Raw genomic sequence first — 25,629 nt, 5'->3', positions numbered from 1 at the left:
TGTCACTCCTTGCTCCCACCCGTACGCACCCGACAGCCGAAACACTCAAGCCGGATACCGAATCGCAACCTAGGGGTTCGGAGCGGCCGAGCCCGTGGATTGGTCCGTCCTGGAAGAAGTTCGTGCGCCGGCCCGCGCACCCGGGAAACCGCCCCGGCCCGCCCGGAAGAGCTAGAAGAGGTGGATGGCGAGGTGGCCCAGCGGCAGGCCCAGTTGCCAGGCCGGCGTCCACACCTTCGGTCCCTCGTCCTCCCCGGTCACCGGTGCTCCACCGGGCACCGCGTTCAGGTCCGGGGCGAGCAGTTCGGTCTCCTGGAGCCAGCGCCAGGCGGCGCGGGCCAGCTCCAGGTCGGGCGAGTACCGCCCGGCGGCGACGACCTCGGCCGTGACCTCGGCCAGCCGTGCGCGCACCCACTCGTGCCACGGCTGGTCGTAGGCGGTGAGGGACAGCCAGGTCTCCAGGTGGGTGACGACCCGGATGCCGCTCAGCTCGTTCTCGGTGTCGGACAGGAAGACGGTCAGCGCCAGGGCGTCGCGCCCGGCGCGGAACTCGAAGGACGTGGGCGGCATCAGGTCGCCGGTCCGCAGCAGCTCGTCGGCGATGTACTCGGCGTACAACCAGGCCATGGGGACGGTCAGTTCGCCCCCGCCGGTGCCGTCCGTGCTCTCGTGCCCTCTGTGCAGCATCCCTTCCTGCCTTCCTCCGGTGCGTGCGCGTCGCCCGACCCGGGTCATGGACCCCCGTCCGGAACACGGATGAGGACAGCCGATTACTCAACGGGGGTCCTGGGCAAGGCGCTTTACGGAGGCTTGACCATACGGTCGGTTTCACCGCAGGTCGGCGGCGTATCCCGGTAGCACTCTGCGCAGGGCTCGCAGCGCGTAGTAAGCGCGGGACTTCACGGTACCGGTCGGGATGCCGAGGGCAACCGCGGCCTCGGCCACACTCGCCCCCTGGAAATACACCAGCACCAGGACTTCACGGTGCTCCGGTGTGAGTGTCTTCACGGCCTCGCGCACATCGAGGGCGGCCGCGGCCCGTTCCGCGTGATCGGCGCAGACGCGCGCGTTCTCCAGCACGGCGTCGCCGACCTCCGGGGGCCGCGCCTGCCGGGCCCGGCGCGCGTCGATCGCGAGTCGCCTGGCCACGGTGAGCAGCCAGGGCCGTACGGAGTCGAAGTCGTCGGCGCGCAGGGCCTCGGGGTGCTGCCAGGCGCGCACCAGGGTCTCCTGCACGAGATCCTCGGCGCGTTGCCGGTCGCCGTCGCTCAGCCGCAGCAGCAGCGCGAAGAGCGGCCGGCCGTGCTCGCGCTGCAGTGCGGCAAGCTCGTGCTCGGCGGTCGTCCCGTGCGTCCTGTCCGTCAGGGTGATTCCGGCCGTCATGGCCGTATGGCATCTCAGGGTGCCGTTCGGGGACAGGGCGCGCGCAGCGATGTGCGGCGGACGGTCGATCGCGTCGACGAACGGTTCGACGAACGGTCGGCGCACCCCGTTCGCGCACGCCGGACGGGCTAATGAGCGTGTCGGAGCCGCCCGTGACGGGCCGAGCCTCCTTACCTATTTATCAGTAAATGTGACTTTTCATTGGTGTGTGCGACCCCAGCGGAGTGAACGGATGATCACACGCAGTCGGCAGGTGGCCCTGGCCCTGACCGCGCTTCTCACCGCGGGCGCGGCCTGCCAGGCCCGCGACCACCAACCGCCAAGAGAGCCGGCGCCGGCCCCGTCCGCCGCGGACACCGGCGCCTTCACCCTGGTCGCCTCCGGCGACGTACTGCCGCACGACCCGGTCATCGAACGGGCCCGCTTCGACGCCGGCGGCACCGGCTACGACTTCCGCCCCATGCTCGCCGGCGCCCAGTCCGTCGTCGCGCGCGCCGACCCCGCCCTGTGCCACATGGAGACCGTGTACGGCGCGGACGGCGACTACAGCGGCTACCCCCTGTTCAAGTCCCCGCCGGAGGTGGCCAAAGCGCTGGCCGACACCGGCTACGACAGCTGCTCCACCGCCTCCAACCACAGCGCCGACGACGGCGCCGACGGCATCCGCCGCACCCTGGAGGCCTTCGACCGGGTCGGCGTGCGCCACGCCGGAACGGCACGCACCGAGCACGAGGCGCGCACCGCCACCGTGCTGCGCGCGGGCCGGGCCAAGGTGGCCCACCTCGCCTACACCCTCCACACCAACGGCCGCCCGCTGCCCGCCGGACAGCCCTGGGCGGTCGGCCTGATCGACGAGGAACGGATCCTCACCGACTCCCGGGCGGCCCGGCAGGCCGGCGCGGACGTCGTGGTCGTGTCCCTGCACTGGGGCACCGAATGGCAGGACGAGCCCGACCGCGACCAACTGGCCCTGGCCCGGAGCCTGACCGCCGCACGCACCGGCGACCGACCCGACATCGATCTGATCCTCGGCACCCACGCCCATGTCCCGCAGGCCTACGAGAAGGTCAACGGCACCTGGGTGGTCTACGGGATGGGCGACCAGATCGCGGGCGAGATGGTCAACGACGAGGGCGCCCGCGATCCGCGCGGCAACCAGTCGGCCATCGGCCGCTTCACCTTCGCCCCGCCCGCCCGGCCCGGCGAACGCTGGCGGGTGACGAAGGCCGAGTTCGTCCCGCAGCTCTTCGACGTCGACGCCGGCCGGGTGGTGAACCTCAACCGCGCGCTGGACAAGGGCGCCGACCTGCGCGCCGTACGCGACCGCATCCGCGACGTCGTCCTCGGCCGGGGCGCCGCCAAGGACGGCCTCGTCATGGGGAAGTAGCCGGCCGCCCCGCGCCCTACCCGCGGGCCAGCTCCGACCTCCGGTACGAGTACGCGAAGTAGATCACCAGGCCGACCACGAACCACACGGCGAACCGCAGCCAGGTCTGCCACTGCAGGAACGTGATCAGCCAGACCGAGAAGACGATGCCCAGCGCCGGCACGAACGGCATCCACGGCGTACGGAAGGTGCGCGGCAGCTCCGGCTGCCGGTAGCGCAGCACGATCACCGCGGCGCACACCACCACGAACGCCAGCAGGATGCCGATGTTGGTCAGCTCGGCCGCCTCGCCGATCGGCAGGAACCCGGCGATCACGGCCGACGCGAACCCGACGATCCAGGTGACCCGCGTCGGCACATGGCGCGTCGGGTGCGTCTTCGCGAACCACTTGGGCAGCAGCCCGTCCCGGCTCATGCTGAACCACACCCGGGTGACGCCCAGCATGAACGTGAACATCACCGTGAGGATGCCGATGATGGCGCCCACCGCGATGATGTCGGCCAGACCGCCCAGGCCCACCGACTTGAACGCCGTCGAGAAGCCGCTCTCCGGGTCGATGTCCTTGTAGTTCTGCATGCCGGTCAGCACCAGACAGGCACCCACGTACAGCACCATCGAGATGACCAGCGAGTAGATGATCGCCTTCGGCATGTGCCGCTGGGCGTCCTTCGACTCCTCGGCCGCCGTCGACATGGCGTCGTAGCCGAAGACCGCGAAGAACACCGTGGCCGCACCGGTGAACGCCCCGCCGACCCCGTACGGGAAGAACGGGTTGTAGTTCGAGGTGCTGACGTGGAAGACGCCGACCCCGATCACCAGCAGGACCACCAGCACCTTCAGCACGACCACGACCATCTCGAAACGGGCCGCGTTCCGTATGCCCAGGGTCAGCAGATACGCGATCAGCAGACACAGGACGGCCGCGAACAGGTCGATCCGGTGGCCGTCCCCGGTGCCCGGCGCGCCCAGCATCCAGTTCGGCAGGTCGGCGCCCGTCTCACCGACCAGGAAGCTGAAGTAGCCGGAGATGCCGATCGCGACCACCGCCACGATCGCCGTGTACTCCAGCAGCAGGTCCCAGCCGATGAACCAGCCCGCCAACTCGCCGAGGACCGCGTAGCCGTAGGTGTACGCGGAGCCCGCCTTCGGGATCATCCCGGCGAACTCGGCGTACGACAGCGCGGCCGCCGCGCTCGCCACGCCCGCGATGAGGAAGGAGACGAGCACCGCGGGACCGGCCTTGCCGTTGGCGACCGTGCCGGCCAGCGTGAAGATGCCCGCCCCGATGATGCCGCCGACGCCGATCGCGGTCAGTTGCCACAGTCCCAGCGAGCGCACCAGGCCCCCGCCGCTGTCCGTCTCCTCGATGTGCTCGATGGGTTTGCGGCGGAGAACACCCTCACCCATGCGGAACCCGGCCATGCGTCCCACCTTTTCCCGAACGGCAAACGGCTGACGGTGGACGATGATGACTCACACCCGCCCGCGACGGAAGCCACGGCGCACACACCGGCCCGCCCCGGGCTACGGCACCACGGTCACCGGCCAGCGCCCCGCCTTCACCAGCCGCACCGCGACCGAGCCGACGAACCGGTGCCCGGCCTGCTCGGAGGCGCCCACCACCACCGCGTCCGCCTTGAGCCGGTCGGCGGTGCTCACCAGGCCGCCGTACGGGTCGCCGCGGAAGGTGTGGAACTCCCAGCGCAGGTCGAATATCCCCTTGGCCTGCTCGGTCGCCTCCCGGATCTGGGCCACCAGGTCCTCGGCCAGCTCGTCGGTCGTCTCCGCCACCGGCGCCCCCATCGCCGCGCCCCCCGCCAGCAGCGGCTGCACGTACACCACGGCGAGCAGCGCGCCCTGCCGCCGGGCCAGACCGCTTGCGTAGGCCGCGGCCCTGAGCGAGGAGTCGGAGCCGTCGACGCCGACGACGATGACCTTCGGCCCGTCCGTGCCCCGTTCGAACTGATGGGAGTGCTGTTGCGTCACGCGGCGAGAGTACCGGGTGGTCCGTGATCTTGGGCCGGGCGGGTGGATTCGTGCCGCCGCACCGGTGTTGCTCAGGTGCGGCGCACCGTGGGCGGGCGACTGATGAGTCATGAAGAAGGACCAGTTGCTCACCCGCCGCGCCCTGCTCGCCGGCGCCGTGGCCGTGGGAGCGGCCGGCACCGCCGGCGCGCTCGCGGTGGGCCTCGGGGACGGCCCGGCCCGGCCGGTCGCCCCTGCCCCCGGCCCCGCTCCACGCGGCTCGCTCAAGCCCTCCGCCTACCGCCTCCAGCCCATGACCGGATACGGCGCACCACGGGACGTGCCCCGACGGCCCCCGGTGCGCAGCGAGCCGATCCTGCGCATGACGGGCCGGGGCCGCACCATGCTGCTCACCTTCGACGACGGACCCCACCCCCAGTACACCCCGGACATCCTGGACACCCTGGCCAAGTACGACGTGCGCGCGACGTTCTTCGTGTGCGGCGAGATGGCCGACTACAACAGGGACCTGCTCTCCCGGATGGCCGACGAGGGACACGTCGTCGGCAACCACACCTGGTCCCACCCGCAGCTCACCCTGCTCACCCGCGGCCGCATCCGCTCCGAGATGGAGCGCACGAGCGAGGTCGTCGAGAAGGCCTGCGGCGAACCGCCCCGCTGGTTCCGGGCCCCGTACGGGGCGTGGAACCGCGCCACCTTCCAGCTCGGCGCCGAACTCGGCATGGAACCGCTCGCCTGGACCGTGGACACCCTCGACTGGACCACCCCCGGCACCGGCACCATCGTCGACCGGGTCGGGCACGGCGCCGCCCCCGGCGTCGTGGTGCTCTCGCACGACGCCGGGGGCGACCGGTCGCAGAGCGTGCACGCGCTGCGCCGCTATCTGCCCGAGCTGCTGGACTCCGGCTACCAGCTCACCGTCCCCCGGCGGCAGGACGCCTGACCGTCACCGCTCCCGCCCGGCCGGGGCCGCTCAGCGGGCCTCGACCAGGCGGGCGAAGGCGACGACATTCCCGTCGTAGCCGTTCTGCTTGGTGAAACCGCCGCCGCAGGTGATGACCCGCAATTCGGGAGTGCCCTTGGAGGCGTAGACCCGGTCCCCGGGGAAATTGTTCTTCTCGAAGACCTCGACGCCGTAGATCTCGAAGACCGCCGTCTTTCCGTCCTGGCGGTGCACCTCGACCCTGTTCCCCTTCTTGAGGGCCCCGAGTCCGTAGAAGACGGCGGGGCCCTGTTCGTTGTCGACATGGCCGACCACGACCGCGGTGCCCTTTTCGCCGGGGGAGACCGCGCCGGTGAACCAGCCGGCCAGATTGGGGTCCTCGGGCGGCGGCGCGTCGACCCAGCCGTCCACGTCGAGACCGACCGGCATGACCGGCGCGTCGACCTGGATGGCGGGCACGGAGACCCGGTCGGGCACCGCGTACGGCAGCGGCGCCACGCCGGTGACGGCGTTGTCGTCGGCCGCCGCGCGGGTGTCCGAGGCGGCGGCCGACGCGGGCTGCGGCGGGCCCACGTCGAACTCCCCGGAGCCGTTGCGGATCAGCGCGAGCCCGGTCAGCAGCACAAGCGCTATCACGCCCCAGGGCGCACGCTTCCTGGGCCGCTCCTCCTCTTCGGCCAACCCGGACTCGTACATTCGCCATCCCCTCTCGACCCGGCCGTCGCCCGGTCATCCGCGCATACGAGCACGCTAAGCGCCGCGCGTCCGACCGGCGACGGGGCGGCGGCGAACGGGTGGCACGCAGTGCTTTTGTGAGCCATCCGGGATTTACCGCCGGGAAATTTCTGACGGTACGTGACCTGCGGTGATATCCACTCCCGAGGTTCCGGTCCGCTATGCCTCTCACCAGGACGGACCATTCCCGAAATGCGGCCCCGGGCACGGCAACTGAGGGTCTTTCTGGGAGACGCTTTCTCGCCGATCGACCGGGGACGGGTCCCGGGGCGTCTTCCGCGGAGGATCACATGCGCAACTATCGTGCCCTCGCGGCAGCCGGCGCCGCGGTCGCTGTCCTCGGGCTGGCCGCCCCTGCGGCCACGGCCGGCGGCGACCACAACCAGCCGAGCAACATCGTCGCCCTGCCGAGCGTGATCGCCCGCGGCGGTCAGATGACCGTCACGGTCGACGGCTGCCCGCAGGGCGGCACGATGACCTCGGACGCGTTCCGGACCACCCACCTGACTCCGGTCAGGGGGGCCAACGAGAACGTCGAAGGGCACCGCCACCATCAAGGAGGACGCCCGGCCGGGTTCGTACGACATCACCGTCAACTGCTCGGGCGGGCAGCTGACCCGCCCGGCCGCCTTCACCGTCATCGGCGGTGTCCGAGGCGGCATCGGCGGCAGCAGCACGAGCGGGGCGACCCCGGCCGACATCGCCATCGGCGGCGGACTCGTCGCCGCGGCGGTGGCCGGCGGCGGACTGTTCTGGATGCGCCGCCGGGCCGAGCGGCGCATCTGATCCGACCGTCCCGCCCACAGGACTTCGCCCCGGATCCGGTAAGGGTCCGGGGCGAAGCCCTGTGCGCGGTGCGGGAGGGTCAGGCGCCGTCCTCGCGGGAGCGGCGGCGCGAGAGGTGGTACGCCGCGCCCACCGAACCCGCGACCAGCGCGATGCCGAGCCCGAGCTGCTTCATGTCGAACCCGGCGATGCTGCCGCCCTCGCCGGCGTGCACGCCCTTGGGGTGACGGGGCTCGGGGGTCGGGTGGTGCGAGTGGCCGCCGCCCGCGATGGTCAGGTTCACGGTCCCGGTCCGCTCCTCGCAGGCGAAGGCCACCTGGTAGACCGCCCCGCGCCGGGCCTCCCGGTCGACGCGTGCCGTCGCCGACGACTCGTGCCGGGGGATGGTGACCGTGTCGAACACCGGCGACGTGACCGTGACGCGCCCCCGGCAGCCACCGGCACCGCGGCCCACCCCCAGTGTGACCTCACCGCCGGGCGCGACGGTCGCCGGGTGGACGGTGAAGCCGAACGTCGAACTGTCGCCCGAGGCCGCCCCGGCCGGTACACAGGCGGAGAGGGCGGCGACGCCCAGCAGTGCGACCGAGGCGACGGGTATCGCGCGCATGATGAATCCTCCGGGTCCCCGAGGAGCAGCGGCGGACCTGTTCCGCTCGCGCCAGGAATGCACCTCGATGCCCGAAACGCTAGGAAACCGCGCGCCCCGGCGCGATCGCAGTCGCGCGAACGGGGCAAAGGTGTGGGCCGCTCAGGCGACGGTGACGGCGTGTCGCGCGCCCCCGGGCGGCCGGGTCAGTCCCCGACGCCCGGGAACAGGCTCAGGAACGGATCGGTCGACGACGCCAGGCCCCGGCTGAAGGGGGCGTCGAAGTCCCAGATCAGGAAGAGCAGGAAGGCGATCAGCGCGGAGAACAGACCGGCGAGGACCAGCTCGCGCGGCGTACGCCGGATCTGCAGGGCGAAGACCATCCCGATCGTGACGACGGCCCCGGCGATCAGCCCGAACCACACCACCCCGGGCATCGTCGCCCCGGTCGACTGCGCCCGCGCGGTGCGGGCCTGGTCCGCGAGGGCCACCTGGTCGACGAGCGGCTGGTACGCCTGCGCCTCGAAGTCCGACCTCGGCTCGTAGTCGCTGACGTCCGCGCGGACGCGGTCGAGCAGCTCGGTGCCGCGTTCGGTCACCTCGCCGTGGTCGGCCATCGCTTTCCACTCGGTGGTGACGACGTGTCCGACATAGGCGTTGACATCCGCCCGGATGCGGTCACGGACTTCGGGTGGGTAGACGCGCACGCGCTCCGAGATCTCGTGCAGCGCGACGGCCTCCGTCTGCACGTGGTCCTCGGCGGCGCTGCGCGCCTCCCAGACACCGGCGATGGCCAGGCCAAGCACGATGGCGTACACCACGCCGATCCACATCGTCATGTACTCGATGACGTCCGGGGTCTCGGTGATGTCCTCGTCGTCGGAGGCCGTGCGGTGCCGCAGAAGGGTGACGATGACCACCACGACACAGGCGGCCAGCATCGCGAGGGTGAGAACAAGCCATTCCGGCAAGACAGACTCCAGGGATCAGCGCGCACGGAGCGCGGCGACGGCTACCACCGCGGGCACCGTGATGAGCAGGACGAAGACGAGGGGTGACGTGGTCCCGCGCGAGGACCGCTGCGGCGGCCGGGCGGCGGTGCGGCGCGGATAGTGCACGGGGCTCAGCGACGGCCGGGGCGCCGGCGTGGCCGACGGACTGGGCGCGGGCGCCGCGGGACGGACCGGCGCCGGGGTCGGGCTGGGCGTCGGAGCCGGAGTCGGCGTCGGGGACGGAGGGGGAGGGGGCGGCGGCGCGGGCCGGGCCGGCTCCGGCCGCGGGGGCGGCGGCGCGGGCGGTGGTTCGGGCTCCGGGGCGGGCGGCTTCGGTGCGGGGGGTGGCGGCGTGGGTTTCGGTGAGGGCGGGGGAGGCGTGGGTGTCGGGGTGGGCGTCGGTGTCGGTGAGGGCGGGAGGCACGGCGGGAAGGTGGGCCAGGAGACGTTCCCGGCGACCGCCACCGCCTCGGTGCCGCCGGGGCCGGTCGACGCGTACGCGCAGGCGTCCGCCTGCGCCGGTCCTACCGGTGCGCCGACGAGCGTGAACGTCAGCGTCACCAGGGCCAACACCCGTCCGGCACAAGCGGATCGGGTCGGTTCGGGTCCATGCACGTCGCAGATCATGGAGCCTGGCGCACCGGGCCACGCCCGAGTGACCGGTGAATGCCCCGAAGGAGGGACACACGTCGGCCGGCGGTTTGAACACCGTGAAGCCGGTTTCCCCGGGCCCCGCACCGGTGTGCGACGACGGACAGGACGGCGCCGCAGAACGCCGGAGAACGCCGCAGAACGCCGGAGAACGGCGGAGAACGCCGGGTTGCGGTCGGGTTACGCGAAGAAATCCGCGCCCGCGTTGAACACAACCGGCTCCCTCGCGCGTACTCAGTGTCGTGCGGCGGCCCAGCAGGGCGCCCCAACACATTCGCGATGATCGGGGATTGACGATGAAGACCTCCTGGCGGAGCGCCTCACTCGTGGCGAGCGCTGCGGCGGTGCTGGCGCTGACGACGGCGTGCGGCCAGGAAAGCGGCGGTGCCGGCAGCCAGAACGTGGGTGCCACGGCCGCGCCCGGCGATGTCGGCGACATCGGAGTCGGCGCCGGTGCCGGAGCCGGAGTCGGCGCGCAGGCCTCGGCGAACGCGCCGGCGCCCGCCGGCAAGCTGTCCGTCTCCACGGACGCCCAGGTCGGCGCTGTGGTGACCGACGGATCCGGCCACACCCTCTACCGCTTCGACGCGGACACCGCCAAGCCGCCGAAGACGACGTGCGAGAACGACTGCGCCACCGCCTGGCCGCCGGTGGCCGCGGACGACGCCCTGGCCGGCGAGGGCATCGACAAGACGCTGCTCGGCGAGGTCACCCGGCCCGACGGCACCAAGCAGTTGACCATCGGCGGCTGGCCCGCGTACCGCTACGCCAAGGACACCGCCCCCGGACAGGTCAAGGGCCAGGGCGTCGGCGGCAAGTGGTACGCGCTCGCGGCCGACGGCAAGAAGGCCCAGGCGGAACCGGCCGCCGGGCTGTCCACCCGCGAGGACCCCAAGCTCGGCGAGATCGTCGTCGACAAGAACGGCATGACCGTCTACCGCTTCATGAAGGACGAGGCCTGGCCGAAGCCCGTGTCGGCGTGCACCGGTGACTGCCTGGCGAAGTGGCCGGTCGTGGCACCCGTCGAGACCAACGACACCAAGGGCGTGGTGAAGAAGGGCCTGATGAGCTTCACCCGGCCCGACGGCACCGCCCAGCAGACGGTCAACTGCTGGCCGATCTACACCTTCGCCGGTGACAAGCAGGCCGGCGACACCAACGGTCAGGGCGTCGGCGGCACCTGGTACGCCGTCGCACCCGACGGAAAGCCGGTCGGCGCGCCGAAGGAGTAGCGACCTCCCGACTGCCCACATTCAGCGCGCGACCAGCGGGCCGTCCCCTCCGTACCCAGGCGGAGGGGACGGTCCCGTTCGTGCGCTCCGGCCTGCCCTCGCCCATGGCACGTGCCGTGGGCAGTGACCGGGAACGGATGGTCAATTTCCGTTTGGGCTCGCCCCTTTGGCGGGCGATCAGTAGCCTCACTTCGAACACCGGATCGCCTATGCCTTGGAGAGTTAGATGGAGCGTCCCGCCTGGGCCCCTCGCAGCATCGACATCTCGGTGCCCAGCGTGTCCCGGATCTACGACTTCTACCTGGGCGGTTCGCACAACTTCGAGGTCGACCGGGAAGCGGCCCGCAGGGCCATGGAGTTCCTGCCGGGACTCCCCATGATCATGCGGGCGAACCGCGCGTTCATGCGCCGGGCCGTGCGCTTCGCCGCCGAACAGGGCATCGACCAGTTCCTGGACATCGGCTCCGGCATCCCCACCTTCGGCAACGTCCACGAGGTGGCGGGACGCCACCGCCCCGGCGCCCGCGTGGTGTACGTCGACCACGACCCGGTGGCGGTCGCGCACAGCGAGGCGGTCCTGGCCGGCCACGACGAAGCGGACGTCGTGGCCGCGGACCTCCTCAAGCCGCAGGAGATCCTGGCCAGTTCCCAGGTGGGGCGACTGATCGACCTGAATCGGCCGGTCGCCCTGCTGCTGGTTGCCATACTGCACTTCGTGGAAGACGCGGACGGCCCGTACGCTGCGGTGGCGGAGTTGAGCGACGCGCTCGCGCCCGGCAGCCTGCTCGTCCTCACCCATGCCTCGTACGAGGGAATCCCGCTGCCCGCCGAGCGGGCCGAGGGTGCGGTGGACGTGTACAAGGACATCCGCAGTCCGCTGATCATGCGTTCGCGCGAGGAGATCGCGCGGTTCTTCGAAGGGTACGACATGGTGGAGCCCGGACTGGTCCCGATGGCGCGCTGGCGGCCGGAGGGGGCCGTTGAGGACGAGGACCCGTACGCGTTCTCCGGGTTCGCCGGCGTGGGACGCACGGCGTGATCGCGGAGCCGGACGGGCCGGAGGGCAGACTGCGCCGGTTCGCGACGATCTGGAGCCGGGCGGTGTTCCCGGTGGCCTCGACCTCGTCGACCCGGCCCGAGTTCGAGGAGCAACTGCTGCCGCTGGCGCGCCGGCTGAGCGAGGTACTGCACGCGCGGAGCTTCGAGGCGGACGAGGCCAGATCGGTCGGCGTCGCGCTGGTCGACTCCCACTGCACCGACCCGGAGGCGCTTGCCCGGACGCTGGACTGCGTCGACGCCTACCTCGTGCTCTACTGCGGCGAGGACGGCGACCCCGAGGACCTGCGGGCCCGTTCGGCACGGCTCCAGCACGCCATGGCGGCCGGCTTCGCCGGAGCGCTGCGGGCCCGGACCCTGGCCGAGCAGGAGGCCATCGCACAGGCCGCCCTGAAGGCGCAGGGCGTGGTGGCCGAGGCCCTGCACGCCAGCGAGGCCCGCTTCCGCGCGGTCTTCGAGGGCGCCGCCATAGGCATCGGCATCGCCGACCTGGAGGGCAACGTCCTCCAGGTCAACGAGGCGTTGATGCGCATGTTCGGCATCGCCGACCCGACGCTCGGCGGGCGCCGCGCCATGGAGTGGACGCACCCCGACGACGCCCCGCAGATATGGCGACTCTACGACGAGCTGGTGCGCGGCGAGCGCGAGCACTACCACGTGGAGAAGGCCTTCTCCCGGGCCGACGGAACCGTCCTGTGGACCAATCTGACCGTGTCCCTGCTGCGCGACGCCGACGGCACCCCGCAGTACCAGCTCGCGCTGATGGAGGACACCACCGAGCGGCGGCTGCTCAATCTGCGGCTGCGCTACGAGGCCACGCACGACGCGCTCACCGGCCTGCCCAACCGCAGCTTCTTCTTCGAGCGCCTGGAGAAGGCCCTCGGCGCGGGCCCCGAGCAGCGCTTCGGCCTGTGCTATCTCGACCTCGACGGCTTCAAGACCGTCAACGACAGCCTCGGCCACGCGGCGGGCGACCGGCTGCTCGTGGAGGTCGCCGACCGGCTCCAGGGCTGCGCCACCCGGCCGGGCGAGATGGTCGCCCGGCTCGGCGGTGACGAGTTCGTCGCGCTGACCACCGGCCCCGACACCCGCCACGAGGTCGACGAACTGGCCGGGCGCATCATGAACGCGCTGCTCGCCCCGATCAGTGTCGACGGCCGCGAGCTGACCGTGCGCGGCAGCATCGGCATCGTCGAGGGACCGGCGGGGGAGCGCAGCCCGGCGGAGGTGCTGCGCAGCGCCGACATCACCATGTACCGGGCCAAGTCGGCGGGCGGCAACCGCTTCGAGCTGGCCGACCCGGAGGCCGACGCCCGGGTCATCACCCGGCACGGGCTGACCACCGCGCTGCCGGCAGCCCTGGAGCGGGGCGAGTTCTTCATCGAGTACCAGCCGCTGGTCCACCTCGGCGACGGCAGCGTGCGCGGCGCCGAGGCCCTGGTGCGCTGGCTGCACCCGCAGCACGGTGTGCTCGGCCCCGACCGGTTCATCCCGCTCGCCGAGCACACGGGGCTGATCGTCCCGCTGGGCCGCTGGGTGCTGGAGCAGTCCGTGCGGCAGGCCCGCGCCTGGCGGGAGCGGTACGGCGAGACGAGCGCGGCGGGCCCGCTGCGCATCAACGTCAACCTCTCGCCCTGCCAGCTCACCCACCCGGGACTGGTCCAGGACACCGTCGAGATCCTGGAGCGGGCCGGGGTCACCCCCGACGCGCTGTGCCTGGAGGTGACGGAGTCGGCGCTGATCGGCGCGGACGACGACCTGCTGAAGCCGCTGCGCCGGCTGGCCGAGATGGGCGTCGACATCGCCCTGGACGACTTCGGCACCGGCTACTCCAACCTCGCCAACCTGCGCCGGCTCCCGGTGAGCGTCCTCAAGCTGGACCGCTCCTTCACCCAGAGCATGCAGCAGTTCCCCGCCGACCCCGTCGACCTCAAGATCGTCGAGGGCATCGTCGCCCTGGCCCACAGCCTGGACCTCGCGGTCACCGTGGAGGGCGTGGAGACCGGCGCCCAGGCCGAGCAGCTGCGCATACTGGGCTGCGACACGGCCCAGGGCTGGTACTACGCCCGCCCGGGACCGCCGGAGCGCCTGCACGACCTGGCCCTGGTGGACGCGGCCGGCTGACCCGGCCCGAAGGGGCCCGTCAGCGCTCCAGCAGCATCCGCTGCAACTCCCGCGCCGCCCTCGGCGGAGCCACGTCGCTGCGATGGGCCAGGGCGATCGTCCGGTACAGGCCGGGTCGGGCCAGCGGGGTCACCCGCAGTCCGCGCCCGGACCGCGCCGCCACCATCCGGGGTACGACGGCCATGCCGAGCCCGGCCCGCACAAAGCCCAGTACCGCGTCCATCTCGCCGCCCTCGACCGCGAAGTCCGGCTCGAAGCCCTCCGCGCGGCACGCCGCTACCGTCAGTTCCCGCAGGTCGTAGCCGTGCCGGAACATCACAAGCCGTTCGCCCTCCAGATCGGCGACGCGCACGGCCCGCCGCCCGTCGCCCGGCCTCGGCGACTCCGGGGAGGACACCACCACCAGGTCCTCGCGCAGCAGCTCCACCGTGGTCAGCGCCGGCGACGCGGTGGGCAGCGGCAGTACGACCAGGGCGAGGTCGAGCGCGCCGCGCGCCAGCTCCCGTACCAGGTCGTGCGAGCCGCCCTCCTCGATCAGCAACCGGATACCGGGGTAGCGGTCGTGGAAGGCGCGCAGCACGTCGGGGAGCAGGCCCGTGCACAGGCTCGGGGTGGCGCCCAGCCGGACCCGGCCGCGGCGCAGTTGCACCAGCTCAAGCACCTCGTGCCGGGCGGTGTCCGCGTCGGCCAGGATGCGCCGGGCCAGCGGCAGCAGCGCCTCCCCGGCGTCGGTGAGGGTGATGTTGCCGCGCGCCCGCAGGAACAGGTCGGCGCCCAGCTCCCGCTCCAGCGCCCTGATCTGCTGCGACAGCGAGGGCTGCGCCACGTGGACCGTCGCCGCGGCCCGGGTGAAGTGCCGGGTCTCGGCGACCGCCACGAAGTACTGGAGCTGCTGCAACTGCATCCCGCAAGCATACGTTGACCATAGCCAAGGCCTATGGAAACGAGGTGTTCCATGTCTTGGACCGATAGGTTCCCGGCCCCGTAACGTCCTGTGACATGGCTCTGGCAACGCGGACGGACCGACGGCCGTCCATGGCGCGCACCGTGTGGGACTCGACCGTCGGCAAGAAGACAGTGATGGCGATCAGCGGTCTCATCATGCTGCTCTACCTGGTCGCCCACATGATCGGGAACCTCAAGATCTACTTCGGGGCCGAGGAGTTCAACCACTACGGCCACTGGCTGCGCACGGTCGGCGAACCGTTCATGCACTACGAGTGGACGCTCTGGCTGATCCGCGTCGTCCTGGTCGTCGCCGTCGTCGCCCACGCCGTCTCCGCGTACCAGCTCAGCCGCCGCGACATCAGGGCCAGGCCCAGCAAGTACGTGCACAGGAAGCCGCGTTCCAGTTACGCGACCCGCACCATGCGCTGGGGCGGGGTCATCCTCGGCCTCTTCATCGTGTGGCACGTCCTGGACCTGACCACCGGCACCGTGCACTCCGGCGGCTTCGAGGAGGGCAAGCCCTACCAGAACGTCGTGGACACCTTCTCCACCTGGTACGGCAACGTCATCTACATCGTCGCGATGCTCGCCCTCGGCCTGCACGTCCAGCACGGCTTCTGGAGCGCCGCCCAGACCCTCGGCGCCGGCAGCCGCACCCGTGACCGCGCCCTGAAGACCGTCGCAGTCGTCCTCGCGCTGCTGCTCACGGCCGGCTTCATCGCCGTACCCGTGGGCGTCATGACCGGAGTGGTGAGCTGAAGATGCCCTCGTACACCGACTACACGACCGGTGAGCCGGTCGCCGACACCAAGGCCCCCGCGGGACCGGTCAACGAGCGCTGGGACACGCGCCGTTTCGAGGCGAAGCTGGTCAACCCCGCCAACCGGCGCAAACAGACGGTCATCGTCGTCGGCACCGGGCTCGCGGGCGGCTCGGCCGGCGCCACCCTCGCCGAACAGGGCTACCGCGTGGTCCAGTTCTGCTACCAGGACTCCCCGCGCCGCGCCCACTCCATCGCCGCGCAGGGTGGCATCAACGCCGCGAAGAACTACCGCAACGACGGCGACTCGGTGCACCGCCTGTTCTACGACACCGTCAAGGGCGGCGACTTCCGCTCGCGCGAGTCCAACGTGCACCGGCTCGCGCAGATCTCGGTCGAGATCATCGACCAGTGCGTGGCCCAGGGCGTGCCCTTCGCCCGCGAGTACGGCGGTCTGCTCGACACCCGCTCCTTCGGCGGCGTCCAGGTCTCCCGCACCTTCTACGCCCGCGGCCAGACGGGGCAGCAACTGCTGCTCGGCGCCTACCAGGCGCTGTCGAGGCAGATCGCGGCCGGCAACATCGAGATGCATCCGCGCACCGAGATGCTCGACCTGATCGTCGTGGACGGCCGGGCGCGCGGCATCGTCGCCCGGGACCTGATCACCGGCAGGATCGACACCTACTTCGCGGACGCCGTCGTCCTGGCGAGCGGCGGCTACGGCAACGTCTTCTACCTGTCGACCAACGCCATGAACTCCAACGCGACCGCCGTGTGGCGGGCGCACCGGCGCGGCGCCTACTTCGCCAACCCCTGCTTCACCCAGATCCACCCCACCTGCATCCCGCGCACCGGCGAACACCAGTCCAAGCTGACGCTGATGAGCGAGTCGCTGCGCAACGACGGCCGGATCTGGGTGCCCAGGGCCAAGGGCGACGACCGGCCGCCGAACGAGATCCCCGAGGACGAGCGCGACTACTACCTGGAGCGCATCTACCCGTCCTTCGGCAACCTCGTGCCCCGCGACATCGCCTCCCGGGCCGCGAAGAACGTCTGCGACGAGGGCAGGGGAGTGGGGCCCGGCGGCCAGGGCGTGTACCTGGACTTCGCCGACGCCATCGAGCGCATGGGCCGCAAGGCGGTCGAGGCGAAGTACGGCAACCTCTTCGACATGTACCAGCGGATCACCGACGAGGACCCGTACCGGGTGCCGATGCGGATCTACCCCGCCGTGCACTACACGATGGGCGGCCTGTGGGTCGACTACGACCTCCAGACCACCGTCCCCGGCCTGTTCGCCGTCGGCGAGGCCAACTTCTCCGACCACGGCGCCAACCGGCTCGGCGCCTCCGCGCTGATGCAGGGCCTGGCCGACGGCTACTTCGTCCTGCCGGCCACCATCAACGACTACCTCGCCCGCAATCCCCACAAGGACGGGATCGACGACGACCACCCGGTCGTGCAGGAGGTGCTGGCCGAGACGGAGGACCGGCTCAACCTGCTCCTGTCCGTGGACGGCGACCGCACCCCGGACTCCTTCCACCGCGAACTGGGCGAGCTGATGTGGGAGTTCTGCGGCATGGCCCGCACCGACTCCGGGCTGCGCAAGGCCCTGGAGCGCATCCCGCAGATCCGCGAGGAGTTCTGGCGGCGCATCAAGGTCCCCGGCACCGGCGAGGAGTTCAACCAGTCCCTGGAGAAGGCCAACCGCATCGTCGACTACCTGGAGCTGGCCGAGCTGATGTGCCTCGACGCGCTGCACCGCGCGGAGTCCTGCGGCGGCCACTTCCGCGAGGAGTCCCAGACGCCCGACGGCGAGGCGGCCCGCAAGGACGACGCGTTCTCCTACGCCGCCGCCTGGGAGTTCACCGGCACCGGCGAGGCACCCACCCTGCACAAGGAAGACCTGGTCTTCGAGTACGTCCACCCCACCCAGCGGAGCTACGCATGAAGCTCACCCTGCGCGTATGGCGGCAGAAGAACGCCGACGCCGACGGTGCGATGTCCACGTACGAGGTGGACGGCATCTCCCGCGACATGTCCTTCCTGGAGATGCTCGACACCCTCAACGAGGAACTCATCCTCAAGGGCGAGGACCCGGTCGCCTTCGACCACGACTGCCGCGAGGGCATCTGCGGCGCCTGCTCGCTGGTCATCAACGGCGACGCCCACGGCCCCGAGCGCACCACCACCTGCCAACTGCACATGCGGTCCTTCCAGGACGGCGACACCATCGACATCGAGCCATGGCGGGCCGCCGCCTTCCCGGTCGTGAAGGACCTGATCGTGGACCGCTCGGCCTTCGACCGGATCATCCAGGCCGGCGGCTACATCAGCGTGCCCACCGGTGCCGCGCCGGAGGCCCACGCCACCCCGGTGCCGAAGCCGGACGCCGACCTCGCCTTCGAGCACGCCGAGTGCATCGGCTGCGGCGCGTGCGTCGCGGCCTGTCCGAACGGGGCGGCGATGCTGTTCACGTCCGCGAAGGTCAACCACCTCAACGTCCTGCCGCAGGGCGCACCCGAGCGCGAGACGCGGGTGCTGGACATGGTGGCGCAGATGGACGACGAGGGCTTCGGCGGCTGCACGCTCGCCGGCGAGTGCGCCACGGCCTGCCCGAAGGGCATCCCGCTCATGTCCATCACCGGCATGAACAAGGAGTGGCTGCGGGCCACCCGCAAGGTGGCCAGAGGCTAGCCTCCCCCACGACGTTCGCCGAGAGCGCGGACGGACGGGGCCGGGAGAGGTGCTCATCCCGGCCCCGTCTCGCTTTCTCGCGCCGGGGCACCGGCGCCCCTGGCATTCAACAGCCCCACATCCACTCTCCCGGCCCAGGTCACGCACCGGCCAACCGGCGGCGGAAGAACAGGGGCGGCGGACCGTACAGCGTCGGTCCGCCGTCGCCGCCCCGGCCCGTGACCAGGAGAGTGCCATGACCGGCGTACTGACCGCAGACCGTCCCCCGCAGCCCACCGCGCCCCGCCGCTACACCGTCGCCCTCGCCCGTGACGAGGAGGACGTGCGGGCCGCGCAGCGGCTGCGGCACGACGTGTTCGCCGGGGAGATGGGCGCGCTGCTGGCGAGCCCGCAGCCCGGGTACGACATCGATCCCTTCGACGCCTACTGCGACCACCTGCTCGTGCGCGAGGAGTCGACCGGCCGGGTCGTCGGAACCTACCGGCTGCTGCCGCCCGAGCGCGCGGCGGTCGCCGGACGGCTGTACGCCGAGGGCGAGTTCGACCTCGCGGCGCTGGACCCGATCCGGCCGGCGCTGGTCGAGGTCGGCCGGTCCTGCGTGCACCCCGACCACCGCGACGGCGCCGTCATCGGGCTCATCTGGGCCGGCTTGGCGCGCTACATGAGCGACCGGGGCCACGAGTGGCTGGCGGGCTGCTGCTCGCTCCCGCTCGCCGACGGCGGCGCCCTCGCCGCCGGTGCCTGGCAGCGGGTGCGGGCCAAGCACCTGGCGCCCGAGGAGTACCGCGTACGGCCGCTGCTCCCGTGGACTGCCCGCACCGCCGCGCCCGCCGGCCGGACCGGCCTGCCGGCCCTGCTGCGCGGCTACCTACGGCTCGGCGCCTGGGTCTGCGGGGAGCCCGCGCACGACGCGGACTTCGGCGTCGCCGACCTGTACGTGCTGCTGCCGATGAGCCGGGTCGACCCGCGCTATCTGCGGCACTTCCTCTCGCTCGTCCCGGCCTGATGAGCGCCTGGCTGCCCGTCGCGCCCTGCACCCCGGGCAGCTGCGTGGAGCCGTCCCGGGCAGCGGTGTCCCCGCCGCGCGCCGTGCTGCGGCTCACCGCGGTCGCCGTACTGCTCCTCGCGGGGGTCGCGCTCGTGCTGACACCGCTCGGCCGGGGGCGCCGCCGTTCCCGGGGCGGGGTGCCCGCCGCCCTGGTGCGGCGCTGGTGCCGGTGCGTCGTGCGGGCCGCGGGCGTCCGGGTCCGCTTCACCGGCGCCGCCGCCCCGCCCGAGGGCGGTCTGCTCCTGGTCGCCAACCACGTCTCCTGGCTCGACGTTCCGCTGCTGGCCGCCGTGCGCCCCGCCAGGATGCTGGCCAAGAGCGAGATCCGGCGCTGGCCGGTGGCGGGCCCGCTGGCCGCGCGCGGCGGGGTGCTGTTCATCGAACGGGACCGGCTGCGGGCCCTGCCGGACACGGTCGCCGCGCTCGGCGGGGCACTGCGCTCCGGAGCCGCGGTCGCCGCCTTCCCCGAGGGCAGCACCTGGTGCGGGCGCGCCCAGGGACCCTTCCGCCGGGCCGTGTTCCAGGCCGCCCTGGACGCCGGGGTGCCGGTCCAGCCGGTCCGCATCCGCTACCGGGCCGACGGGCGGGAGGTGAGCACAGTACCCGCGTTCGTCGGCGAGGACACCCTGCTCGCCTCCCTGTGGCGGGTGGCGTCGGCCCGCGGACTGACCGCCGAGGTGGAAGTGTGCCCCCTCGTCCCGCCCGGCCGCCACCGCGACCGCCGTTCCCTGGCCGCGGCCGTCCAGCGGTCGGCCCCCGGAGTGCCGGTGGCCGGGACCGGCCGGACGGGTGACGGCCACCGGAGGGAAGCACTTTCGAAGAGTATGTGTGCTTTATGAGGTATGCGCTGTTTCCTCCCCGCTGATACGGACAACCGAAAGGCAAGCACTCCGGAAGGAGGGTGATGGCAGATGATCACCCGTGAAGAGATCGCCAACGTCCTGGACCAGCCGGTCTACGACGGGGACGGCAACAAGATCGGCGACGCCAAGCACGTCTTCTTCGACGACATGACCGGGCGCCCGGAATGGGTGAGCGTCAAGACGGGCATGTTCGGCTCCAGCGAGTCCTTCGTGCCCATCCGCGACGCCGCGCTGGTGCAGGATCACCTTGAGGTCCCTTATCAGAAGGACCAGGTCAAGGACGCGCCCAATGTCGACGTCGACGCGGGCGGCCATCTGTCGGAGACCGAGGAGCACCGGCTCTACGACCACTACGGCATCAACTGGGACAGCGTGCTGTCCGAGGCCGAGCGCACCGACGACGACCGCTCGTCCGCCGACACGGACACGGACATGGGAGCCGCCGGTGCCGCTGGTGCTGCCGGTGCGGCCGGCACGATGGGCGCGGCCGACACGCCGGCCGGCCGGAGCGACATCCAGGGCGCCCCGGACCGCATGGACATGCGCGGCGACGGCGCCATGACCCGCTCCGAGGAGCAGATGCACGTCGGCGTCGAACGGCGTGAGTCGGGCCGGGCCAGGCTGCGCAAGTACGTGGTCACCGAAGAGGTGCAGCAGACCGTTCCGCTCACCCACGAGGAAGTGCGGGTGGAGCGCGAACCGATCACGGACGCCAACCGTGACGACGCGCTCTCCGGACCGGAGATCGGCGAGGCCGAGCACGAGGTCACCCTGCACGAGGAACGCCCCGTCGTGGAGACCGAGACGGTGCCGGTGGAGCGCGTCCGGATGACCACGCAGGAGCGCACCGAGGAGGAGACGGTGCACGGACGGGTCCGCAAGGAGCGGATCGAGGCCGAGACCGAGGACACCGTCGAGGACGACGCCCGACGGGACCGCGAGTAGCGGCCCGGTCGTCACCGCGAGGTCGCGCGCCGATGAGCCCGGCTCACCGGCGCGCGCCGCCGTGGAGGGCCTCGGCGAGATACGGCGCGGTGACGCTCCCGCTCGCCCGTGCCACCTCGGCGGGCGTGCCCTCGGCGACGATCCGCCCGCCCGCCCCGCCACCGCCGGGACCCATGTCGATCACCCGGTCGGCGCCCGCCACCACGGCCATGTCGTGCTCGACGACGATCACCGTGTGCCCGGCGTCGACCAGACCGTGCAACTGGCGCATCAGCACCTCGACATCGGCCGGATGCAGTCCGGTCGTCGGCTCGTCCAGGAGATAGAGGGTGTGGCCGCGCCGCCCCCGCTGCAACTCGCTCGCCAGCTTGATGCGCTGCGCCTCCCCGCCGGACAGCTCGGTGGCCGGCTGGCCGAGCCGCAGATAGCCAAGACCCACGTCGAGCAGCGCGGCCAGGCTGCGCGCCGCCGCCGCGGTGTCCGCGAAGAACTCCGCCGCCTCCTCCACCGTCAGGTCCAGCACCTCCGCGATGTTCCGTCCCCGGTACGCCACTTCGAGCGTCGGCGGGTTGTACCGGGCCCCGCCGCAGGCCGGGCACGGCGCGTAGGTACTGGGCAGGAACAGCAGCTCCACGCCGACGAAGCCCTCGCCCTGGCAGGTCTCGCAGCGCCCGCCGGGCACGTTGAAGGAGAACCGGCCCACGCCGTAACCCCGTTCGCGGGCCTGGCCGGTGGCCGCGAAGACCTTGCGCACCACGTCGAACAGGCCCGTGTACGTGGCCAGGTTGGAGCGCGGGGTCCGTCCGATCGGCCGCTGGTCGACACGGACCAGCCGGTCCACGCCCGGCAGGTCCTCCGTGAGTTCGTCCACGAGCGTCGACTTGCCGGAGCCGGACACGCCCGTCACCGCGGTGAGCACACCGAGCGGGAACCGCGCGCTCACCCCGCGCAGGTTGTGCCGGGTGACCGGCCCCACCGTCACGGCCCCCCGCGGGGCGCGCGCCGCGCGGGCGGGGGCGGGCGAGCGGTCGAAGAGGTAACGGGCGGTCGCCGACCCCCCGACGCCGGCCAGACCGGCCACCGGGCCGCTGTACAGCACCCGCCCGCCGTGCTCGCCCGCCCCCGGACCGACATCCACGATCCAGTCGGCGCCGCGCATCACGCCGAGGTGGTGCTCCACCACGAACACCGAGTTGCCGGCCGCCTTGAGCCGCTCCAGCACCGTCACCAGCGCCTCGGTGTCCGCCGGGTGCAGTCCCGCCGACGGCTCGTCCAGGACGTACACGACCCCGAACAGCCCGGAGCGCAGCTGAGTCGCCAGCCGCAGCCGCTGCAACTCGCCCGCCGACAGGGTGGGCGTCGGGCGGTCCAGGCTCAGATAGCCGAGCCCCAGCTCGACGACGGGCGCGATCCGCGAGACGAGGTCCCCGGTGAGCACCCGGGCCACCTCGCCGTCGGTCGGCAGCACTTCGGTGAGTTCCGTGAGCGGCAGTGCCGCCAGCTCGGCGACGGTGCGACCGCCGACGGTCACCGCGAGGGACCGCGCCCGCAGCCTGCCGCCGCCGCAGACCGGGCAGGGCGCGCTGGTCAGGAAGCGCTCCGCCTTCGCCCGCAGCGTGGCGCTCTTCGAGTCCGAGAACGTCTTCATCACATACCGCCGGGCGCTCATGTACGTGCCCTGGTACGGCCGCTGGATGCGCCCCGCGTCCCGTACCGGGTGCACCGTGACCACCGGCTGCTCGTCCGTGAACAGGATCCATTCCCGTTGTCCGGCGGGCAGTTCGCGCCAGGGGCGGTCAATGTCGTACCCGAGCGCGTCGAGCACGTCCCGCAGGTTCTTGCCCTGCCAGGCGCCCGGCCACGCGGCGATCGCGCCGTCCCTGATCGACAGCGAGGGGTCCGGGACCAGCAGCTCCTCGCTCGTGCGGTGCACCCGTCCGAGCCCCTGGCACTCCGGGCAGGCCCCCACCGCCGTGTTCGGCGAGAAGGCGTCCGAGTCGAGCCGGGGGGCGCCCGGCGGGTAGTCACCGGCCCGGGAGAACAGCATCCGCAGGGAGTTGGAGAGGTTGGTGACCGTGCCGACCGAGGAGCGCGAGGTCGGCGCCGCCCGGCGCTGTTGCAGCGACACCGCGGGCGGCAGCCCGGTGATCTCGCCCACCTTCGGGGCGCCGACCTGGTGGATGAGCCGGCGGGCGTAGGGCGCGACGGATTCGAAGTAGCGCCGCTGCGCCTCCGCGTACACCGTCCCGAAGGCGAGGGACGACTTCCCCGAGCCCGAGACACCGGTGAACACCGCCACCACGTCCCGGGGGACGTCCACGTCCACGCCCTTGAGATTGTGCTCGCGGGCGTCGCGCACCCGGACGTACGAGTCGTGGGGGCTGTGCATTGCGTGGAACTCCGTACGGTCTTCGGCCGGGGCCGGCGGCAAGTGGGGACAAACCCCGTGATTCTACGCGGATCGGCTCCGTGTCCCCGCGCCGACGACGCGGGCGAGTCGCCGGTAGGAGTCCAGCAGCGCCTCGCGGTCGTAGGTGCTCGTGGTGACCAGCACCTCCTGCGCGCCCGTCTCCTTCAGGAGCGACTCCAGCTCGTCGGCGACCTGTTCCTCGGTGCCGGCGATGTGGCCGGCCAGACCGGACTCGTACAGCCCGCGTTCCTTGGCGGTCATCGCGCGGGCCTCGACCTCCTCGGCCGGAGGCAGGGGCGGGAAGGCGCCGCGGGTGCGGGCGTGGGCCATCGACCAGGCCTCCGGGACCAGGAGCCGCCGGGCCGCCTCGGGGGTGCCCGCCACGGCGACGGCGCCGGAGACGACGACGTAGGGCTCCCGGCTCCACGCGCAGGGGCGGAACCCGGCGCGGTAGCGGTCCACGCCGCGGCGCATCCGGTCCCGGTCGCGCAGGTCCCCGATGACCAGCGGCAGGCCGGCGCGGGCGGCGACGGCGGCGCCCTCGCCCATGGCCAGCACGAACGGCGGGACGCTCAGCCCCTCCGCGGGGAGGGCGTGCACACCCGTGCCGGAGCTTCCCTCGAACCAGCCGAGCAGCTCGGTCAGTTGGGCGCCGAAGTCGTCGGCGGCGGCCTTGTCCCGGCCCAGCGCCCTGCGGACGCCGTCCGTGAAGCCCACCGAGCGGCCGAGCCCCATGTCGATCCGGCCGGGGAAGAGCGACTCCAGCACGCCGAACTGCTCGGCGACGACCAGGGGCCGGTGGTTGGGCAGCATCACACCGCCGGTGCCGACCCGGATGCGTCGGGTCGCGGCGGCCACGGCGGCGGCCAGCACCGTCGGCGCGGAACCGGCCACCCCGGGCACGCCGTGGTGCTCCGACACCCAGAACCGGTGGTAACCGAGCCGCTCGGCCTCCCGCGCCAGCTCCACGGTGTCGCGCAGCGCCTGGCCGGCGGTGCCGCCCGCACGGACGCGGGAGCGGTCGAGGACGGAGAAGCGGGTGCTCGCGATCGCGGAGGTCACACGGTGTTCAACGCCTGAGCGGCGCGGAGATTCCCGGCGACGGGTCCTAGGGTGGGCGGGTGAGCGACAGCAGCCGCCCCCCGGTGGCCGTGTTCGACCTGGACAACACCCTCGCCGGCACCGCGCACCGGCAGCGCTTCCTGGAGCGCCGGCCGCGCGACTGGGACGCCTTCTTCGCCGCCGCGCCGCACGATCCGCCGCTCGCCCAGGGCGTGGCGCCGGCACTGCGGTGCGCCGAGGAGTGCGGGATCGTCCATCTGACCGGCCGGCCCGAGCGCTGCCGGCGCGACACGCTCGACTGGCCGGCAGCGCACGGCCTGCCGCGGGGGCCGGTGCACATGCGGGGCGACGCCGACCGCAGGCCCGCCCGGCGCACCAAGCTGGAGAGCCTGCGGCGGCTCGCCAGGACCCACGAGGTCCGGGTCCTCGTGGACGACGACGAGCTGGTCTGCGACGACGCCGAACGGGCCGGTTTCGCCGTCGTCCGGGCACGCTGGGCGGCCCGGTCGGCCGAGCTGCGCGCGGCGCAGGAGCGCGAGGGCCGCACCTGACGGTCCGGAGCGCGTCCAGGGGCCGCGGCCCGGGTCGGTCAGTCCGACTCCTCCAGGCGGAAGCCGAGCTTCAGCCCGACCTGCCAGTGGGCGACCTCCCCCTCCTCGATCTGGCCGCGCACCTGGGTCACCTCGAACCAGTCCAGATTGCGCAGTGTCTCCGAGGCGCGGCTGACGGCGTTGCGGACGGCCTGGTCGACGCCGTCGTGCGAGGTGCCGACGATCTCGGTGACCCGGTAGGTGTGTTCCGACATGCGGGTACTCCCTTCCACCACCGCGGCGCGGCGGTGTCGTGTGCGGCGCGCGTGACTCCACCGTGCCCCAAGTGGCGGCGTCCCGCGAGGCGTCCGCGGCTTCGACGGCTTGGATCGACCCCTTGACCTTCTTATTGGTACATACCAAAATTCCAGACACCCGTTCGATCAGAGGGACCTTCGTGAGAACGTTGCCTGCTCGCCCTTGTCTGTGTGTCCGCCTCCCTGC

The 25,629-nt window shown here is 72.2% G+C and carries 24 protein-coding genes and 1 pseudogene; 13 read left to right on the top strand and 12 right to left on the bottom strand.

Going from position 1 to position 25,629, the window contains the following annotated elements:
• Window positions 1-171 precede the first annotated feature (171 nt).
• Together AC4IHM_RS02445 and AC4IHM_RS02440 are read right to left on the bottom strand one after the other, a co-directional pair.
• Entirely contained in the window at window positions 172-687 is a 516-nt protein-coding gene (locus AC4IHM_RS02445) for a hypothetical protein (RefSeq protein ID WP_490865428.1), read from the bottom strand.
• A gap of 141 nt (window positions 688-828) precedes the next feature.
• Entirely contained in the window at window positions 829-1,383 is a 555-nt protein-coding gene (locus AC4IHM_RS02440; RefSeq protein WP_490865427.1) for a sigma-70 family RNA polymerase sigma factor, read from the bottom strand.
• Between the two features lie 232 nt (window positions 1,384-1,615).
• Between AC4IHM_RS02440 and AC4IHM_RS02435 the strand changes: the two genes are divergently transcribed.
• Complete coding sequence (locus AC4IHM_RS02435) at window positions 1,616-2,770, top strand: CapA family protein (protein ID WP_490865426.1); 1,155 nt, start codon at window positions 1,616-1,618, stop codon at window positions 2,768-2,770.
• Between the two features lie 16 nt (window positions 2,771-2,786).
• On the opposite strand, the gene AC4IHM_RS02430 is transcribed toward AC4IHM_RS02435, so the two are convergent.
• Window positions 2,787-4,193 carry an amino acid permease gene (locus tag AC4IHM_RS02430; protein WP_490865425.1) on the bottom strand — a complete coding sequence of 469 codons (1,407 nt, stop codon included), beginning with the start codon at window positions 4,191-4,193 and terminating at the stop codon, window positions 2,787-2,789.
• Between the two features lie 102 nt (window positions 4,194-4,295).
• Entirely contained in the window at window positions 4,296-4,757 is a 462-nt protein-coding gene (locus AC4IHM_RS02425) for a universal stress protein (RefSeq protein ID WP_490865424.1), read from the bottom strand.
• A gap of 109 nt (window positions 4,758-4,866) precedes the next feature.
• Between AC4IHM_RS02425 and AC4IHM_RS02420 the strand changes: the two genes are divergently transcribed.
• Complete coding sequence (locus AC4IHM_RS02420; RefSeq protein ID WP_490865423.1) at window positions 4,867-5,700, top strand: polysaccharide deacetylase family protein; 834 nt, start codon at window positions 4,867-4,869, stop codon at window positions 5,698-5,700.
• Window positions 5,701-5,730: 30 nt separating this feature from the next.
• Here AC4IHM_RS02420 and AC4IHM_RS02415 read toward each other — a convergent pair whose 3' ends face one another.
• On the bottom strand, window positions 5,731-6,396 hold the full coding sequence (locus AC4IHM_RS02415; protein WP_490865422.1) for a class F sortase: 666 nt from the start codon (window positions 6,394-6,396) through the stop codon (window positions 5,731-5,733).
• Between the two features lie 329 nt (window positions 6,397-6,725).
• Here AC4IHM_RS02415 and AC4IHM_RS02410 point away from each other — a divergent pair.
• A pseudogene (locus tag AC4IHM_RS02410) lies at window positions 6,726-7,221 on the top strand (hypothetical protein).
• Between the two features lie 79 nt (window positions 7,222-7,300).
• Here AC4IHM_RS02410 and AC4IHM_RS02405 read toward each other — a convergent pair.
• From AC4IHM_RS02405 to AC4IHM_RS02395, 3 genes are all read right to left on the bottom strand, one after another.
• On the bottom strand, window positions 7,301-7,828 hold the full coding sequence (locus AC4IHM_RS02405; protein ID WP_490865421.1) for a hypothetical protein: 528 nt from the start codon (window positions 7,826-7,828) through the stop codon (window positions 7,301-7,303).
• Window positions 7,829-8,013: 185 nt separating this feature from the next.
• Window positions 8,014-8,778, bottom strand: a complete 765-nt coding sequence (locus AC4IHM_RS02400; protein ID WP_490865420.1) for a bestrophin-like domain — start codon at window positions 8,776-8,778, stop codon at window positions 8,014-8,016.
• A gap of 15 nt (window positions 8,779-8,793) precedes the next feature.
• Window positions 8,794-8,925, bottom strand: coding sequence for a hypothetical protein (locus tag AC4IHM_RS02395; protein WP_490865419.1), 132 nt, complete (start codon window positions 8,923-8,925; stop codon window positions 8,794-8,796).
• Window positions 8,926-9,746: 821 nt separating this feature from the next.
• Here AC4IHM_RS02395 and AC4IHM_RS02390 point away from each other — a divergent pair.
• The 3 genes from AC4IHM_RS02390 (at window position 9,747) to rmdA (ending at window position 13,862) form a co-directional block, all read left to right on the top strand.
• A complete protein-coding gene (locus tag AC4IHM_RS02390; RefSeq protein WP_490870739.1) occupies window positions 9,747-10,682 on the top strand; it encodes an SCO0930 family lipoprotein in 936 nt (311 codons plus the stop codon).
• Between the two features lie 226 nt (window positions 10,683-10,908).
• Window positions 10,909-11,721 carry an SAM-dependent methyltransferase gene (locus AC4IHM_RS02385; protein ID WP_490865418.1) on the top strand — a complete coding sequence of 271 codons (813 nt, stop codon included), beginning with the start codon at window positions 10,909-10,911 and terminating at the stop codon, window positions 11,719-11,721.
• Window positions 11,718-13,862, top strand: a complete 2,145-nt coding sequence (gene rmdA, locus AC4IHM_RS02380) for a cyclic Di-GMP phosphodiesterase RmdA (protein ID WP_490865417.1) — start codon at window positions 11,718-11,720, stop codon at window positions 13,860-13,862. Before AC4IHM_RS02385 ends, rmdA begins: the two co-directional genes overlap by 4 nt.
• Window positions 13,863-13,881: 19 nt before the next feature.
• Here the strand turns inward: rmdA and AC4IHM_RS02375 are convergent, their stop codons facing one another.
• On the bottom strand, window positions 13,882-14,766 hold the full coding sequence (locus tag AC4IHM_RS02375; protein ID WP_490865416.1) for a LysR family transcriptional regulator: 885 nt from the start codon (window positions 14,764-14,766) through the stop codon (window positions 13,882-13,884).
• A 131-nt stretch (window positions 14,767-14,897) separates the two neighbouring features.
• Here AC4IHM_RS02375 and AC4IHM_RS02370 point away from each other — a divergent pair, with 131 nt between their 5' ends.
• The 6 genes from AC4IHM_RS02370 (at window position 14,898) to AC4IHM_RS02345 (ending at window position 21,123) form a co-directional block, all read left to right on the top strand.
• Window positions 14,898-15,569, top strand: coding sequence for a succinate dehydrogenase (locus tag AC4IHM_RS02370; protein ID WP_490870738.1), 672 nt, complete (start codon window positions 14,898-14,900; stop codon window positions 15,567-15,569).
• 2 nt (window positions 15,570-15,571) lie between these two features.
• Complete coding sequence (locus AC4IHM_RS02365; protein ID WP_490865415.1) at window positions 15,572-17,521, top strand: fumarate reductase/succinate dehydrogenase flavoprotein subunit; 1,950 nt, start codon at window positions 15,572-15,574, stop codon at window positions 17,519-17,521.
• Window positions 17,518-18,267 carry a succinate dehydrogenase/fumarate reductase iron-sulfur subunit gene (locus AC4IHM_RS02360; protein ID WP_490865414.1) on the top strand — a complete coding sequence of 250 codons (750 nt, stop codon included), beginning with the start codon at window positions 17,518-17,520 and terminating at the stop codon, window positions 18,265-18,267. The genes AC4IHM_RS02365 and AC4IHM_RS02360 overlap by 4 nt, the downstream gene beginning before the upstream one ends.
• A gap of 235 nt (window positions 18,268-18,502) precedes the next feature.
• A complete protein-coding gene (locus AC4IHM_RS02355) occupies window positions 18,503-19,273 on the top strand; it encodes a GNAT family N-acetyltransferase (protein ID WP_490865413.1) in 771 nt (256 codons plus the stop codon).
• A complete protein-coding gene (locus tag AC4IHM_RS02350) occupies window positions 19,273-20,154 on the top strand; it encodes a lysophospholipid acyltransferase family protein (protein ID WP_490865412.1) in 882 nt (293 codons plus the stop codon). Before AC4IHM_RS02355 ends, AC4IHM_RS02350 begins: the two co-directional genes overlap by 1 nt.
• Before the next feature lie 72 nt (window positions 20,155-20,226).
• Window positions 20,227-21,123: a DUF2382 domain-containing protein gene (locus AC4IHM_RS02345; protein ID WP_490865411.1), complete on the top strand. Its 897-nt coding sequence runs from the start codon at window positions 20,227-20,229 to the stop codon at window positions 21,121-21,123.
• A 43-nt stretch (window positions 21,124-21,166) separates the two neighbouring features.
• Here the strand turns inward: AC4IHM_RS02345 and AC4IHM_RS02340 are convergent, their stop codons facing one another.
• Together AC4IHM_RS02340 and AC4IHM_RS02335 are read right to left on the bottom strand one after the other, a co-directional pair.
• Entirely contained in the window at window positions 21,167-23,512 is a 2,346-nt protein-coding gene (locus AC4IHM_RS02340) for an ATP-binding cassette domain-containing protein (RefSeq protein WP_490865410.1), read from the bottom strand.
• A 63-nt stretch (window positions 23,513-23,575) separates the two neighbouring features.
• Complete coding sequence (locus AC4IHM_RS02335) at window positions 23,576-24,595, bottom strand: LLM class flavin-dependent oxidoreductase (protein WP_490865409.1); 1,020 nt, start codon at window positions 24,593-24,595, stop codon at window positions 23,576-23,578.
• Window positions 24,596-24,654: 59 nt separating this feature from the next.
• Between AC4IHM_RS02335 and AC4IHM_RS02330 the strand changes: the two genes are divergently transcribed.
• Window positions 24,655-25,146, top strand: a complete 492-nt coding sequence (locus AC4IHM_RS02330) for a phosphatase domain-containing protein (protein WP_490865408.1) — start codon at window positions 24,655-24,657, stop codon at window positions 25,144-25,146.
• 38 nt (window positions 25,147-25,184) lie between these two features.
• Here AC4IHM_RS02330 and AC4IHM_RS02325 read toward each other — a convergent pair whose 3' ends face one another.
• Window positions 25,185-25,400 carry a dodecin gene (locus AC4IHM_RS02325; protein ID WP_490865407.1) on the bottom strand — a complete coding sequence of 72 codons (216 nt, stop codon included), beginning with the start codon at window positions 25,398-25,400 and terminating at the stop codon, window positions 25,185-25,187.
• Window positions 25,401-25,629 lie beyond the last annotated feature (229 nt).

The organism is Streptomyces sp. SL06 (assembly GCF_058244745.1).
This window is presented reverse-complemented; position numbering and strand designations above follow the sequence as displayed.

What these genes read in the sequence shown, in the direction of transcription:
- AC4IHM_RS02405 (WP_490865421.1), bottom strand. Translation starts at nt 7,828, where the DNA reads ATGCGCGCGATACCCGTCGCCTCGGTCGCACTGCTGGGCGTCGCCGCC.
- AC4IHM_RS02385 (WP_490865418.1), top strand. Translation starts at nt 10,909, where the DNA reads ATGGAGCGTCCCGCCTGGGCCCCTCGCAGCATCGACATCTCGGTGCCC.
- AC4IHM_RS02390 (WP_490870739.1), top strand. Translation starts at nt 9,747, where the DNA reads ATGAAGACCTCCTGGCGGAGCGCCTCACTCGTGGCGAGCGCTGCGGCG.
- AC4IHM_RS02345 (WP_490865411.1), top strand. Translation starts at nt 20,227, where the DNA reads ATGATCACCCGTGAAGAGATCGCCAACGTCCTGGACCAGCCGGTCTAC.
- AC4IHM_RS02375 (WP_490865416.1), bottom strand. Translation starts at nt 14,766, where the DNA reads ATGCAGTTGCAGCAGCTCCAGTACTTCGTGGCGGTCGCCGAGACCCGG.
- AC4IHM_RS02430 (WP_490865425.1), bottom strand. Translation starts at nt 4,193, where the DNA reads ATGGCCGGGTTCCGCATGGGTGAGGGTGTTCTCCGCCGCAAACCCATC.
- AC4IHM_RS02370 (WP_490870738.1), top strand. Translation starts at nt 14,898, where the DNA reads ATGGCGCGCACCGTGTGGGACTCGACCGTCGGCAAGAAGACAGTGATG.
- AC4IHM_RS02325 (WP_490865407.1), bottom strand. Translation starts at nt 25,400, where the DNA reads ATGTCGGAACACACCTACCGGGTCACCGAGATCGTCGGCACCTCGCAC.
- AC4IHM_RS02445 (WP_490865428.1), bottom strand. Translation starts at nt 687, where the DNA reads ATGCTGCACAGAGGGCACGAGAGCACGGACGGCACCGGCGGGGGCGAA.
- AC4IHM_RS02340 (WP_490865410.1), bottom strand. Translation starts at nt 23,512, where the DNA reads ATGCACAGCCCCCACGACTCGTACGTCCGGGTGCGCGACGCCCGCGAG.
- AC4IHM_RS02420 (WP_490865423.1), top strand. Translation starts at nt 4,867, where the DNA reads ATGAAGAAGGACCAGTTGCTCACCCGCCGCGCCCTGCTCGCCGGCGCC.
- AC4IHM_RS02415 (WP_490865422.1), bottom strand. Translation starts at nt 6,396, where the DNA reads ATGTACGAGTCCGGGTTGGCCGAAGAGGAGGAGCGGCCCAGGAAGCGT.
- AC4IHM_RS02360 (WP_490865414.1), top strand. Translation starts at nt 17,518, where the DNA reads ATGAAGCTCACCCTGCGCGTATGGCGGCAGAAGAACGCCGACGCCGAC.
- AC4IHM_RS02435 (WP_490865426.1), top strand. Translation starts at nt 1,616, where the DNA reads ATGATCACACGCAGTCGGCAGGTGGCCCTGGCCCTGACCGCGCTTCTC.
- AC4IHM_RS02350 (WP_490865412.1), top strand. Translation starts at nt 19,273, where the DNA reads ATGAGCGCCTGGCTGCCCGTCGCGCCCTGCACCCCGGGCAGCTGCGTG.
- AC4IHM_RS02365 (WP_490865415.1), top strand. Translation starts at nt 15,572, where the DNA reads ATGCCCTCGTACACCGACTACACGACCGGTGAGCCGGTCGCCGACACC.
- AC4IHM_RS02440 (WP_490865427.1), bottom strand. Translation starts at nt 1,383, where the DNA reads ATGACGGCCGGAATCACCCTGACGGACAGGACGCACGGGACGACCGCC.
- AC4IHM_RS02355 (WP_490865413.1), top strand. Translation starts at nt 18,503, where the DNA reads ATGACCGGCGTACTGACCGCAGACCGTCCCCCGCAGCCCACCGCGCCC.